This is a genomic window from Streptomyces sp. SCUT-3 (assembly GCF_014083985.1).
Lineage (GTDB): Bacteria > Actinomycetota > Actinomycetes > Streptomycetales > Streptomycetaceae > Streptomyces_H > Streptomyces_H thermolineatus.
In genome coordinates this window covers 3,216,005-3,229,422 of record NZ_CP046907.1, presented here as the reverse complement: position 1 = coordinate 3,229,422, position 13,418 = coordinate 3,216,005, and the positions used below count along the sequence as shown (strand labels likewise).

Annotated in this window: 11 protein-coding genes; 5 read left to right on the top strand and 6 right to left on the bottom strand. The window is 72.1% G+C overall.

Annotation, left to right across the window (positions count from 1 at the left end):
- The first annotated feature begins 29 nt into the window (after positions 1-29).
- Positions 30-1,154, top strand: a complete 1,125-nt coding sequence (gene disA, locus GQS52_RS14225; RefSeq protein WP_182313800.1) for a DNA integrity scanning diadenylate cyclase DisA — start codon at positions 30-32, stop codon at positions 1,152-1,154.
- Positions 1,155-1,265: 111 nt separating this feature from the next.
- Here the strand turns inward: disA and GQS52_RS14220 are convergent, their stop codons facing one another.
- Positions 1,266-2,114 (bottom strand): hypothetical protein, encoded by an 849-nt coding sequence (locus tag GQS52_RS14220; protein ID WP_182313799.1) that lies wholly within the window; start codon positions 2,112-2,114, stop codon positions 1,266-1,268.
- A 143-nt stretch (positions 2,115-2,257) separates the two neighbouring features.
- Between GQS52_RS14220 and GQS52_RS14215 the strand changes: the two genes are divergently transcribed.
- Positions 2,258-3,220, top strand: a complete 963-nt coding sequence (locus GQS52_RS14215) for an A/G-specific adenine glycosylase (protein WP_182313798.1) — start codon at positions 2,258-2,260, stop codon at positions 3,218-3,220.
- Positions 3,221-3,319: 99 nt separating this feature from the next.
- Here GQS52_RS14215 and GQS52_RS14210 read toward each other — a convergent pair whose 3' ends face one another.
- The gene (locus tag GQS52_RS14210) at positions 3,320-4,192 is read right to left on the bottom strand and encodes a peptidoglycan DD-metalloendopeptidase family protein (protein WP_259370773.1); all 873 of its coding nucleotides are present in this window, start codon (positions 4,190-4,192) and stop codon (positions 3,320-3,322) included.
- Positions 4,193-4,541: 349 nt separating this feature from the next.
- On the opposite strand from GQS52_RS14210, the gene GQS52_RS14205 reads away from it, so the two are divergent.
- Complete coding sequence (locus GQS52_RS14205) at positions 4,542-4,883, top strand: trypco2 family protein (RefSeq protein ID WP_182313797.1); 342 nt, start codon at positions 4,542-4,544, stop codon at positions 4,881-4,883.
- The gene (locus tag GQS52_RS14200) at positions 4,880-8,092 is read left to right on the top strand and encodes an NACHT domain-containing protein (protein WP_259370772.1); all 3,213 of its coding nucleotides are present in this window, start codon (positions 4,880-4,882) and stop codon (positions 8,090-8,092) included. The genes GQS52_RS14205 and GQS52_RS14200 overlap by 4 nt, the downstream gene beginning before the upstream one ends.
- Here GQS52_RS14200 and GQS52_RS14195 read toward each other — a convergent pair.
- Genes GQS52_RS14195 through GQS52_RS14185 form a run of 3 tightly spaced genes read right to left on the bottom strand, consistent with a single transcriptional unit; the run spans position 8,073 to position 10,044 of the window.
- Positions 8,073-8,237, bottom strand: a complete 165-nt coding sequence (locus GQS52_RS14195; protein WP_182313796.1) for a hypothetical protein — start codon at positions 8,235-8,237, stop codon at positions 8,073-8,075. The genes GQS52_RS14200 and GQS52_RS14195 overlap by 20 nt on opposite strands.
- On the bottom strand, positions 8,234-8,788 hold the full coding sequence (locus tag GQS52_RS14190; RefSeq protein ID WP_182313795.1) for an NUDIX hydrolase: 555 nt from the start codon (positions 8,786-8,788) through the stop codon (positions 8,234-8,236). Before GQS52_RS14190 ends, GQS52_RS14195 begins: the two co-directional genes overlap by 4 nt.
- Positions 8,785-10,044, bottom strand: coding sequence for a helix-turn-helix transcriptional regulator (locus GQS52_RS14185; RefSeq protein ID WP_182313794.1), 1,260 nt, complete (start codon positions 10,042-10,044; stop codon positions 8,785-8,787). Before GQS52_RS14185 ends, GQS52_RS14190 begins: the two co-directional genes overlap by 4 nt.
- A gap of 167 nt (positions 10,045-10,211) precedes the next feature.
- Here GQS52_RS14185 and GQS52_RS14180 point away from each other — a divergent pair, with 167 nt between their 5' ends.
- Complete coding sequence (locus GQS52_RS14180; RefSeq protein ID WP_182313793.1) at positions 10,212-10,727, top strand: ATP-binding protein; 516 nt, start codon at positions 10,212-10,214, stop codon at positions 10,725-10,727.
- Between the two features lie 129 nt (positions 10,728-10,856).
- On the opposite strand, the gene GQS52_RS14175 is transcribed toward GQS52_RS14180, so the two are convergent.
- Positions 10,857-13,370 (bottom strand): ATP-dependent Clp protease ATP-binding subunit, encoded by a 2,514-nt coding sequence (locus tag GQS52_RS14175; RefSeq protein ID WP_182313792.1) that lies wholly within the window; start codon positions 13,368-13,370, stop codon positions 10,857-10,859.
- Positions 13,371-13,418 lie beyond the last annotated feature (48 nt).

Here is a 13,418-nt window from a genome sequence, read left to right as displayed (position 1 = left end):
GTGGAAGGACCTGCGACCGGAGGAAAGCAGTGCCACCCATCGACCGGGCATCCGCCCCCCAGAAGAACGTAGGGGGCTCCGGCGCCGACAGCCTGATGCGGGCCTCGCTGAGCGCCGTCGCACCGGGCACGGCACTGCGTGACGGCCTCGAGCGCGTCCTGCGCGGCAACACCGGCGGTCTGATCGTCCTCGGCATGGACAAGACCGTGGAGTCCCTGTGCACGGGCGGCTTCGTGCTGGACGTGGAGTTCGCCGCGACCAGGCTCCGGGAGCTGTGCAAGCTCGACGGAGCGGTGATCCTGGACAAGGACATCACCAAGATCGTGCGCTGCGGCGTCCAGCTGGTCCCCGACCCGTCCATCCCCACCACCGAGACGGGCACCCGCCACCGCACGGCGGAGCGGGTCAGCCGCCAGACCAACTTCCCCGTCGTCTCGGTCAGCCAGTCCATGCGGCTGATCGCCCTGTACGTCGGCGGCCAGCGGCGGGTCCTGGAGGACTCCGCCGCGATCCTTTCCCGCGCCAACCAGGCGCTGGCGACCCTGGAGCGGTACAAACTGCGCCTGGACGAGGTCGCGGGCACGCTCTCCGCCCTGGAGATCGAGGACCTGGTGACGGTCCGGGACGTCACGGCGGTGGCGCAGCGGCTGGAGATGGTGCGCCGGATCGCCGCCGAGATCGCCGAGTACGTGGTGGAGCTGGGCACCGACGGCCGTCTCCTCTCCCTCCAGCTCGACGAGTTGATCGCGGGCGTGGAGCCGGAGCGCGAGCTGGTGGCGCGGGACTACGTGCCGGAGAAGGGCGGCCGTCGCGGCCGCACCGTCTCCGAGGTGCTGGCCGACCTCGACGCGCTGCCCCAGACCGAGCTGCTGGAGCTGCCCGCGGTCGCCAGGGCGCTGGGCTACACCGGGTCGCCGGAGGCACTGGACTCGGCGGTCAGCCCGCGCGGCTACCGGCTGCTGGCGAAGGTCCCGCGGCTGCCCAACACCGTCATCGAGCGGCTGGTGGAGCACTTCGGCGGGCTGCAGAAGCTGCTGGCCGCCAGCGTCGACGACCTGCAGACCGTCGAGGGGGTCGGCGAGGCCCGCGCCCGCACCGTGCGCGAGGGGCTGTCCCGGCTCGCCGAGTCCTCGATCCTCGAACGCTACGTCTGACCGTCCGACCGGCGGGCCGGAAACGTTCCGGGCCGGCGTCCGCGGGGCTCCCGCGGACGCCGGCCCGTGGTGTTTCCGGCCCGGTAGCGGTGCCGCCAGTCGGCAGTGCCGTCAGCTGGCGGCCAGCACGAACGAGACCCGCTTGGTGCCGAGGCCGGGGACGTCGACCTTGACCAGGTAGGTGCCCGGCGCCGCCTTGGCCCCGGAGGGCGTGGCGCACTTCGGGCTGCTGCCGCGGCGGTCCCACTCGAAGGTGTGCACCGTGCTGCCGTCCGCGGGCACCCGCAGCAGGACGGCGGCCCGGCTCTTCGGGCAGTCCTTGGAGGACCACACCCGGTCGTCGTCGACGTCCGTGATGGTGACGACCGCGGCCGTCGGCCCGACGTCGATCCTGCAGTCGCGGCCGGAGTTGGTGGCGGTGAGTTCGAACTCGGGCTTCTCGCCCGGCTCGTAGGAGTTCTTGACGCTGCGCAGCCTGAGCCGGACGTCGTCCGCGTCGCAGCCGGGCAGGGAGGCCGCGGCCTGCGAGCCGCCGCCGGAACCGCTCCCCGCGCCCTTCCCGCCGGAGCCTGTGCCGCCGCCGCTGCCGCTGCCGCTTCCGGGGGCGCCGTCGGCGTTCTCGCCGTCCTCCCCGTCCCCGCCGCCGGAGCCGCCGGTGCCGCCGGAGCCCTCCGCGTCGCCGCCGGAGCCGTCGGAGCCGCCGTCGCCGCCCCCGCCGGGCAGGCCGCCGCCGGGTCGCTCGGTGACCGCGGGGCTGCTGGAGCCGGGGCCGGGGGTGATGGAGGGGGCGGGTTTCGGGCGGTCCGTGCCGCCCGCGTTGGTGTTGTCGCCTCCCCCGCCGGCCATGACGGCCCACACCGCCAGCGCTATGACGAGGGCGAGCAGGCAGGCCACAACTGCCCTTCGTCGCCAGTAGATCGACGAGGGCAGAGGACCGACCGGTTGCCGCAGGGAACCCACACCCGAACTCTAGGGGAGATCAACCGTGTTGCCGTGCAGCACCCGCCGTACCACGCGCACTCTTTCCGGATCATCACCTTTACCGCCCGGGCGATGATCGGATTCCGGTCCTGCCGGTGCCTCGTGGGAGGATCGGACGCGCCATGCCACGCATACCGGAAACCACTGACGCCGCGCGGTCCACGGGCGGACCGAACGCCGCGGACGCCGCCCGCGCCGCGGGCCTGCTGCACGAACCGATCCTCGACTGGTTCGAGGAGAACGCCCGCGACCTGCCGTGGCGCCGTCCGGAGGCCGGGCCCTGGGGCGTGATGGTCAGCGAGTTCATGCTCCAGCAGACCCCGGTGAGCCGTGTGCTGCCGGTCTACGAGCAGTGGACGGCCCGCTGGCCCACCCCCGCCGCGCTCGCCGCCGACCCCCCGGGCGAGGCCGTGCGGGCCTGGGGGCGCCTGGGCTACCCGCGCCGGGCGCTGCGGCTGCACGCCGCCGCGACCGCGATCACCGAGACGCACGGCGGCGAGGTCCCCGAGGACCACGCGGCCCTGCTCGCCCTGCCCGGGGTCGGCGAGTACACCGCCGCGGCCGTCGCGTCCTTCGCGTTCGGGCAGCGGCACGCGGTCATGGACACCAACGTCCGCCGCGTGTTCGCCCGCGCCGTCACCGGCGTCGAGTACCCGGCGAACGCCACGACCGCGGCCGAGCGGCGCACGGCCCACGCGCTGCTGCCGGACGACGAGGCGACGGCGGCCCGCTGGGCGGCCGCGACCATGGAGCTGGGCGCACTGGTGTGCACCGCCCGCAGCCCGCAGTGCGCGCGCTGTCCCGTCCTCGCCCACTGCTCCTGGCGGCTCGCCGGCAGCCCGCCCCACGACGGCCCGCCGCGCCGCGGCCAGACCTACGCGGGCACCGATCGCCAGGTGCGCGGCAAGCTGCTGGCGGTGCTGCGGGAGGCGACCGGCCCGGTGCCGCAGGCCGCCCTGGACGCGGTGTGGGACGAGCCGGTGCAGCGGGCGCGCGCCCTGGACGGCCTGGTCGCCGACGGCCTGGTGGAACCGGTCGCCGACGGCGTGTACCGGCTCCCCCTGGCCCCGGCCGCACCACGCTGACCACGCCGGCCGCACCGGGCGCACCGGCCGCACCACATGCGAAGCGTCCCCGGGTCCGCGGACCCGGGGACGCTTCGCGGCCGACCGCCGCGCCCGGCGTCAGCCCGTGACGCCGCGGCTGCGCAGGAAGGACATCGGCTCGATCGAGGAGCCGTAGTACGGGGTGGTCCGGATCTCGAAGTGCAGGTGCGGACCGGTGGAGTTGCCGGTCGAGCCGGACAGGCCGAGCCTCTCCCCCGCCCCGACGCGCTCGCCGACGTTGACGCCTATCGACGACAGGTGGGCGTACTGGCTGTAGTGGCCGTCGCTGTGGCGCACGACGATGTTGTTGCCGTAGGCGCCGCCCCAGCCTGCCGTGACGACCGTGCCGGCCGCGACGGAGTTGATGCCCGTGCCGGTCGGCACCGCGTAGTCCTGGCCGCTGTGCTTGGAGGCCCAGCGGCCGCCGGACTGCGCGTAGCTCGCGGACAGCTGGTACGCGCCCTGGACGGGCGAGGTCCAGCCCTGCGGCGACGGCCCCGTCCGCTTCACCGGCTTCGGCGCGGCCTTCTTCGGTGCGACCTTCTTCGGCTCCGCCTTCTTCGGCTCGGCCTTCTTCGGCTCGGGCTTCCCGGGCTTCTCCGGTCCGGCCCCGAGGGCGGCCCGGCCGGAGTCGCGCGACGCGCGCGAGCCGTCGCCGATGTCGGTGCGGGCCTCGACCTCGCGCTGCTGCTCCGTCTCCTTGCCCGGGACCGTGTCCTGCTGCCCGGCCGCCGGGGCGGAGACCGTGCGGGCCAGGACCGACGCGGAGGGGCCGACACCCAGGACGCTCTGCGCCCCGCTCGCGTGGGCCACTCCGCTGGTGCCGACGGCGCCGAGCACGGTGCAGGCCGCAAGGGCGCCGGCCTGGACGCGGGTGCTGCGGACGGCGGTGCGGGTGGCCGCGACGGCAGCCTGGACGCGGGCGTTTCGGAGGACGGAACGGGTGATCACAGGCAATCCACCTAGAGCTGGTCGAACCAAACGGACGAAACCGTTGTAAGCGGTGCAACCAGCAATAATCAATCACGTAAATACTAAGTCTCCTCGTATCATCAGATAGATCCACAAAGACAAAAAGAAGTCATACACACAGCGAAAACGGGAAGAAACACCCCGATCTCCCGCTTCAAGGGCCGCAGAGGACGGGGGCGGCCCTCCGGGCGAAGGACCGGATCCCACCTCCGCCCGGAGGGCCGCCACTAAAGTCGGTAGTAGACGTTCAGCCCCCTGTGGCCGACCTCACCGGCGGCCCGGCGGGAAAAGTGAAACAGGACACGCGCGGGCGACCACGGGGAATGCGATGGCACAGGAAACTCCGGGCAACGGCCCCGGCAACGGATTCGAACTCGTCGACGCGGTGGTCTCCATCCGCGACGACCTGATGGCCGCGGCCGAGCTGGGCGCGGGCGAGGACCTGCGTTTCGAGGTCGGCGACATCGAGCTGGAGCTCTCCGTCGAGATGCGCCGGGACGCCAGGGCGCGCACCGGCGTCAAGGCCTGGGTGGTCTCCGGCGAGGCCGAGGCGGGCGCCGGCCGCACCCGCACCCACCGGGTCACCGTCACCCTCAGGCCCAGGGACCGGCGCACCGGAGGGGGCTGGGAGATCGCCCACGACGACGAGGGCCACACGTGGGCCCGGTGAGGGAACGCACGGCCGCCGTCCTCGCCGGTGGCAGGCAGGGCAGCGGCTACCTCCTCACCCCCCGCCTGGTCCTGACCGCCGCGCACGTGGTCGACCACGACCGGGCCCGGGCCGCCGGGGCGACGCGCGCCGTGGTCCCCGGGGGCCGCGGGGAGACCCCCTGCGACATCGTCTGGTCCGCCCACGACGTGGCGCTCCTCCTCGCCTGCGGCGACCTCGTCCGGCCCGGCGACTCCGCCCGCTTCGCGCCCCTGCGCTGGGGGGTGACCTCCTCGCTCGACCCCCTTCCGGACTGTCAGGCCGTCGGGTTCCCCCGGGCCCAGCGCGACGCGGACGGACGGCTGGAGAGCGAGCAGCTGATCGGCACGCTCAAGCCCGGCTCCGGCATGATCCGCGGCCGGTACGTCCTGGACAGCGCCCACGGCGCGCCCGTCGTGGGCGGCGGCGGATCGCCCTGGGCGGGCATGTCCGGCGCGGCCGTGTTCTCGGGGGACGCGCTCGTCGGGGTCGTCAGCACCGACCCGCACCACTGGCAGCACTCACGGGTCGAGGCCGTGCCCGTCGGGGCCCTCCTGAACTCCGACGGCTTCCGGGACGCGTTGCGGGAGCACCGGGCCGTGGGCAGCGTCCACGAGCTGTCCACGGCCCCCGCCGACCCCGACGCGGCCTTCGAGGCCCGCTACCGCGAGTACGTGGCCGCCAAGCACTCCACGCTCACCATCTACGGCATCGACCTGCACGGCCCCTCCCGGGCCGCCTGGCCCCTGGACACCGCCTACCTGAGCCTGGAGGCCACCGCGCCCGAGCACTCCCCGGTCCCCTCCGGGTCCTTCCCCGACAGTGGCGGCGCCCCCGCCGCCGGTTCCTCGGGCCCCGGCGCGCCACGCCCCGCCGACCAGGTGCTGGAGCACCACGACCGGGTGCTGCTGCGCGGCGCCGCAGGATCCGGCAAGACCACCCTGGTGCAGTGGCTGGCCGTCACCGCCGCCAGGGAGGGGCGGGCCCGGGGCGGCGGGCGGGTGCCGTTCGTCCTGCCGCTGCGCACCCTGTGCCGCGGCGGCGCGCCGCTGCCCTCCCCCGACGGCTTCCTCGCCGCCGTCCGCACCCCGTTCGCCGCCGCCCAGCCGCCCGGCTGGGCGGACCGGGTGCTGTCCGCCGGGCGCGGACTGCTGCTCGTCGACGGCCTGGACGAGATCGGGGAGCGGGAGCGCGGGCAGGCCCGCGAGTGGCTGCGCGACCTGCTCATCGCCTGCCCCGGCAACCGCTGGCTGGTCACCTCCCGCCCCTCGGCCGTCACCGGCTCCTGGCTGGCCGGCGAGGGCTTCACCGACCTGACCCTGTCCCCCATGGGCCGCGCCGACGTGGTCTCCTTCGTCGGGCGCTGGCACGACGCGGCCCGCGCCGGCTGCGACGACCCGGAGGAACTGGAGCGCCTCGACGGCTACCGTCGCTCCCTCACCGAGGCCGTGCGCACCCAGCCCGACCTGGGGCGGCTGGCCACCAACCCGCTGATGTGCGGGCTGGTCTGCGCCCTGCACCGCGACCGCCGCGGCTACCTGCCCCACGGCCGCAAGGAGCTGTACGACGCGGCGCTGTCGATGCTGCTGTCCCGGCGCGACCGCGAGCGGGACATCGGCTCCCCCGACGGCATCCAGCTGTCCGAGGAACCGCAGGTCCAGCTGCTGCAGAAGCTCGCCTACTGGCTGATCCGCAACGGCCGCGCCGAGATGGACCGCGAGGACGCCCTCGACCTGGTCGGGGCCGCCCTGCCCGCCATGCCGCACGTCGCCGCGCAGGGCGACGCGGAACAGGTACTGCGCCACCTGCTGGTGCGCAGCGGGCTGCTGCGCGAGCCGGTCGAGGGCGCCGTCGACTTCGTCCACCGCACCTTCCAGGACTACCTGGGCGCCAAGGCCGCCGTGGAGGAGCGCGACTTCGACCTCATGGTCCGCAACGCCCACCACGACCAGTGGGAGGACGTGCTGCGCATGGCCGTCGGCCACGCCCGCCCCGCCGAACGCGCCCGCCTGCTGAAGAAGCTCGTCGCCCGCGGGGACAAGGTCAAGACCCACCGGACCCGCCTGCACCTGCTGGCCATGGCCTGCCTGGAGCACGCCACCGAACTCGACCCGGCCGTCCGCACCCTCGTCGAGGACCGCGCCTCCGCCCTCATACCCCCGCGCAGCGTCGAGGAGGCCCGTGCGCTCGCATCCCTCGGCCCCGTCGTCCTCGGCCTCCTCCCCGGCCCGGAGGGCCTGACCGACGACGAGGCCCACGCGGTGGTCGTCGCTGCCTCCCTGATCCCCTCCGAGGCCGCGATCCCCCTCCTGGCCCGCTACACCGACCATCCCCACGTGCGGGTCCGCGCCCAACTCACGCACGCATGGAGCCGCTACGAGACCGGCCTGTACGCCCAGGAGGTCATCTCCAGGCTGCGCCAGGACGGCCTGTACTTCACTGCCGAGTCGGAGGAGGAGCTGCGGCTGCTCGCCGGGATGGGCGGACGGGCCTGGATGCAGGTGGGCGGCCCGCTCCCGCCCGGCGTCCTGAAGCGGTACCTCGACCCCGGCCTCGTGGAGCAGCTGGTTCTGCACAACAACCCCGCCCTGAAGGATCTCGGATTCCTGGTGGGCCTGCCGCGCCTGAGGATGCTCGGTCTCTATTTCTGTCCCGGGGTCGAGGACCTGACTCCCCTCGGGCCACTTGGTCCGGAATCCCTCGAACTCCTGGAAGCCGGAGGAGATCTCACCGGGCTGGACTCGCTGAACTCGCTGACGAACCTGGTCATCGCCCAGCCACTTCCCCCGAAAGGCCTGGACGCGCTTCCCCGGAACGCCCCGCTGACAACACTCGTTCTGCGCCGTGTGTCCGGTGGGGAACTGGCCGGTATCGGCGCATTCAGCTCCCTGGAAGGGCTCAGCCTGGGCTCCGGCGGCGAGCAACTCGCCGCATCCGACTGGCAGGGGCTCGCGCGGCTTCCGCTCCTGTCGTTCCTTTCCCTCCGGATACAACTGCCCAGGGGCGAAACATCCCTCCCGCCCCTGCCGACAGTACGAACGCTCTTCCTGCACGACGTGGACGAGGACGGGGACCTTCCTCTGCTTCCCCGCCTGTTCCCCGCTCTGAGCCGCCTGGAGGTTCCTCCGGAATCCGTGAGCCGGGCCCGGGAGGATCTTCCCGGAACGGAGGTCACCGCTCTTCAGGACTGACGCCGGAATCGGTGCGCGCCAGGTGATCGGCGATGCAGGCGTCCAGCTCGGCACGAGCCTCGGCCTGTTTCTGCAGATCCGCCAGGGCCGGATTGAACCGGTGGGCTTCCGCCTTCACGTCCTGCCGGCGGCGTGCGGAATTCACGGCTGCTCCAAAGGTTCCCGACGGGCGGGTTCCGCCGGCCAGACCGGTTGTGTGTCGTGCAGGTAGGTGGGGCGGCCGGTGGTGAGTGCTCGTACCGCCGTCTCAAAGCGGCGGCGCAGCCGGGATGGGAGCAGTCCGGCGGCCTGCTCGGGCAGCACGAATGCCACCTCGGAGAGTTCCCCGTCCTGGGGCTTCAGCCCGGAGGCCCGGGCGTGGCCGACGGTCCCCGCGTCGAAGACGAAGGAGACCTGGTCGTCCCACGGACCGTGCGGGGGTACCCAGTCCACGACGAGCAGGGCGTGCAGGGTGATCGTCAACCCCAGTTCTTCGCGGAGCTCCCGTACTGCTGCCTCGTGCGGTGGCTCATTGGCCTCGGCCATGCCTCCGGGCAGGTCCCAGCCGGGCTTGTAGGTCGGCTTGACCAGGAGGACCCGTCCGGCGGGATCGCGCAGCAGGACATCGGCGGCGACTCGCTTGCGCGGTTGAGTGGCATTGCCCTCTGCGAGGTAGGCGTTCCAGGCCTCGGGGTCAGCGGGTGTGGGCCTCGTCAAGGGGTGCCTCCCCGGGACGGCGTGATGATGTCGGCCAGCAGCAGCATTCTTGTCCGCCTTGCCTCGTCGAAGTGTTCGAGGTATTTCCGGACAGGCCGGTATGCGCGCCTCGTTTCCAGCAGCCTTCGCAGTTCGTGCAGTTGGTGGACAACGCGCACCGAGGCGAGAGCAGGGTCGGTGGTCAGCAGGTGACGGCCGGCGTGGAGAGCCGCGTCGAGATCGTTCCGGTGAACGTGGATGTCGACAAGCGTGATCCGGCAGAGCGCGAGGGAACGCACCCGCCCCTCCTCGCGCAGCACGACCGCGCGTTCCGCGTGGCGCAGTGCGGCGTCGTACTGTCCGAGGTCCCGCAGGACCATTGCGGCCTCCCCTGCCAGTGCGGCCGCGTCGAAGGGGCTGAGCCACGGGTCATGGGGGCTCGTCGGCGCCTCGATGTCGTCGTGGGCTTTTCCGAGTTCGCGGACCGCCGGTTCGTGCTGGCCTGCCGCCGCCAGCGCACGTGCCAGCATGGCGTGCAGGCGGGCCATGAGTGAGGCGGGCCGTGGAGTTCGGCCGACGATGTCCAGGCCGGTCCGGGCCCAGTGCACGGCGACGGCCGGATCCCCGCCCTGGAGCGCGAGGTGGCTGCTGCTCGCAGTGATGTTCGCGGCCAGCGGCAGGTCACCGGATGCACGGGCAAGGGGAAGCGCACGGGCGAAGCGCCGGCCCGCGAGGTCGTCGTTTCCGGAGTCGTGGGCCATCCAGCCCGCCATCTCCGTGAGGGCAGCCGCTTCCGCGAAGACGTGCGGTCCGCCGGAAGCGCTGACCAGCCGTGGAGCCACATGACTGCCGAGGTGTTGTGTCACCGCCGTGTACAGCCGACCTCCTCCTGCCCGGCGGTCCGCGTTCCGGAAGGCTTCCACGGCTACCAGGCCTTCACCGGCCGGAACCGAGCCGGTTTCCTGGTGCTGCGGCTCTACAGCCTGCGGTTCCCAGGGGCGACGGGCGAGGCCGAGCAGGTGGCCGGGGATATGGAAGGCATCCGCGATCTTCTCGAACAGAGCAAGCTTCTCCACACGGGTACGACCGTTCATGTAGTCGTAGAGCCGTCCCTGTGAGAGGTCCACGGCGGCAGCGATCCGGCGTGTGCTGACACCTCTGTGGTTGAGCATGCGGAAGAGGGCACCCATGTCCCGCTCCGCGCAGGCGGCGAGCAACCGTTGATCGTCGAGAAGCCCGGCTACGACGTCATGCGGATCCTGCGAGTGGTTTTCCATCAAAGCCCCCGAGGCAGCGGCCCTCCATCCTAGAGACACTCTCCGCAACGCGACTCCAACATGGAGTCACCTCACGGAGTCCCCTGCGCGGCCCCATGGGCAGTTCACTGGGCCCAATCCGCCCGAGCCTCGGAGGCCACGGGCTCAGTGCGAAAGGAGTCGAGAGCGTGGATCACTGCTCCGCCGTCCAACCTCGGGGCCACCTGATCATGTCCCTGCCTTTCAGCCCCCGGGCCGCCCGGGCTGCCCGGGAGGCGGCGACCGTCGCGGTGTCCGATCTGCGGGGTGATGAGTTGCCGGAGCACGTCGGACTGGTCTGCTCCGAGTTGGCCACCAATGCCTTCCGGCACGGGAGTCCTCCTCTGGTACTGGCCATGGGCTGGGAGACCGGCCCGACGGGGTGTGCGGAGGTGGAGATCACGGTTGTCGACGGCGGCTGCCGGTCACGGCCCGAGCTGCGGACCCGCACGGACCTGCCCCCGGCCGTGGCGGAGGACGGCCGCGGCCTCGGGATCGTCCAGGAGCTGGCCTCCGCCTGGTCCCTGGACATCGGAAGCGGGCGTACCAGGGCCTGGTGCCGCCTGATGGGCGTCCTCGTACCCGACCCGTCGCCCGAAGCCGCACTCGACGCCCGGCGGTCGGCCGGAGTCCGGGCTGCGGCAGGGGCACCGAATGCCTGCTGAACACGTGCCGTCGGCGGGGGCCCGGACGGGGAACGCGGGAAACGGGGGCGGCCCCGGACCTCTTCCGGAGGTCCGGGGCCGCCCCCGTTCGCTGTGGCGCCTCCCGCGGGGCGGGTGGCGCCGGGGCCGTCAGCCCTTGGTGAGGTCCGGGCCGCCGGCGCCCGCGACGGCCGCGGTGTCGGGCAGGGTCGCCTTCTCCTCGCCGGTGAAGGTGAACTTCTTGTCCTCGCCCTCGCCCTCGACGTCCACGACGACGATGTGGCCGGGGCGCAGCTCGCCGAAGAGGATCTTCTCGGACAGGCTGTCCTCGATCTCCCGCTGGATCGTCCGGCGCAGCGGCCGGGCGCCCAGGATCGGGTCGTAGCCCTTCTTGGCGAGCAGCTTCTTGGCCTCCGGGCGCAGCTCCAGGCCCATGTCGCGGTCCTTGAGGCGCTCGTCCACCTTGGCGGCCATGAGGTCGACGATCTTGATGATGTCTTCCTCGGACAGCTGGTGGAACACCACGATGTCGTCGACGCGGTTGAGGAACTCGGGGCGGAAGTGCTGCTTGAGCTCCTCGCCGACCTTGGCCTTCATCCGCTCGTACCCGGTCTTGACGTCGCCCGCGGCCGCGAAGCCGAGGTTGAAGCCCTTGGAGATGTCCCGGGTGCCGAGGTTGGTGGTCATGATGATGACCGTGTTCTTGAAGTCCACGACCCGGCCCTGGGAGTCGGTCAGGCGACCGTCCTCCAGGATCTGCAGCAGCGAGTTGAAGATGTCCGGGTGGGCCTTCTCGACCTCGTCGAAGAGGACGACGGAGAACGGCTTGCGGCGCACCTTCTCGGTGAGCTGGCCGCCCTCCTCGTAGCCGACGTAGCCGGGGGGCGAGCCGAAGAGCCGCGAGACGGTGTGCTTCTCGCCGAACTCCGACATGTCGAGCTGGATGAGCGCGTCCTCGTCACCGAAGAGGAACTCCGCCAGCGTCTTGGACAGCTCGGTCTTACCGACGCCGGAGGGGCCGGCGAAGATGAACGAGCCGCCGGGACGCTTGGGGTCCTTCAGGCCGGCGCGGGTGCGGCGGATCGCCTGGGAGAGCGCCTTGATGGCGTCCTCCTGGCCGATGACGCGGCGGTGGAGCTCGTCCTCCATGCGCAGCAGGCGCGAGGACTCCTCCTCGGTGAGCTTGAAGACCGGGATGCCGGTGGCCGTGGCCAGGACCTCGGCGATCAGCTCCTCGTCCACCTCGGCGACGACGTCCATGTCGCCGGCCTTCCACTCCTTCTCCCGCTTCGCCTTCTGCGCGAGGAGCTGCTTCTCCTTGTCGCGCAGGGAGGCGGCCTTCTCGAAGTCCTGCGAGTCGATCGCGGACTCCTTGTCCCGGCGCACGTCGGCGATCTTCTCGTCGAACTCGCGCAGGTCCGGCGGCGCGGTCATGCGGCGGATGCGCATCCGGGAGCCGGCCTCGTCGATCAGGTCGATCGCCTTGTCCGGGAGGAAGCGGTCGGAGATGTAGCGGTCGGCCAGGGTGGCGGCCGAGACCAGCGCGGCGTCGGTGATGGAGACGCGGTGGTGCGCCTCGTACCGGTCGCGCAGGCCCTTGAGGATCTCGATGGTGTGCTGCAGCGACGGCTCGGCGACCTGGATGGGCTGGAAGCGGCGCTCGAGGGCGGCGTCCTTCTCCAGGTGCTTGCGGTACTCGTCGAGCGTGGTGGCGCCGATGGTCTGCAGCTCGCCGCGGGCCAGCATCGGCTTGAGGATGCTGGCGGCGTCGATCGCGCCCTCGGCGGCGCCCGCACCCACCAGGGTGTGGAGCTCGTCGATGAACAGGATGATGTCGCCGCGGGTGCGGATCTCCTTCAGGACCTTCTTCAGCCGCTCCTCGAAGTCACCGCGGTAGCGGGAGCCGGCGACCAGGGCGCCGAGGTCGAGGGTGTAGAGCTGCTTGTCCTTCAGGGTCTCGGGGACCTCGCCCTTGACGATGGCCTGGGCCAGGCCCTCCACGACGGCGGTCTTGCCGACGCCGGGCTCGCCGATGAGGACGGGGTTGTTCTTGGTGCGGCGGGACAGCACCTGCATGACCCGCTCGATCTCCTTCTCGCGCCCGATGACCGGGTCGAGCTTGGACTCGCGGGCGGCCTGCGTCAGGTTGCGGCCGAACTGGTCCAGGACCAGGGAGGTCGAGGGGGTGCCCTCGGCCGGCCCGCCGGAAGTGGCGGCCTCCTTGCCCTGGTAGCCGGAGAGCAGCTGGATGACCTGCTGCCGCACCCGGTTCAGGTCGGCGCCCAGCTTCACGAGGACCTGGGCGGCGACGCCCTCGCCCTCGCGGATGAGGCCGAGCAGGATGTGCTCGGTCCCGATGTAGTTGTGGCCGAGCTGGAGGGCCTCGCGCAGCGAGAGCTCCAGCACCTTCTTGGCGCGGGGAGTGAAGGGGATGTGACCGGACGGGGCCTGCTGGCCCTGGCCGATGATCTCCTCCACCTGCTGGCGGACCGCCTCGAGCGAGATCCCGAGGCTCTCCAGTGCCTTCGCAGCGACACCCTCACCCTCGTGGATCAGGCCCAGGAGGATGTGCTCGGTCCCGATGTAGTTGTGGTTGAGCATCCGGGCTTCTTCCTGAGCCAGGACGACAACCCGCCGCGCACGGTCGGTGAACCTCTCGAACATCGTTAATCGCTCCTCAGAGCGGTCAGGCAGATCGGGGACGGTCCCCTC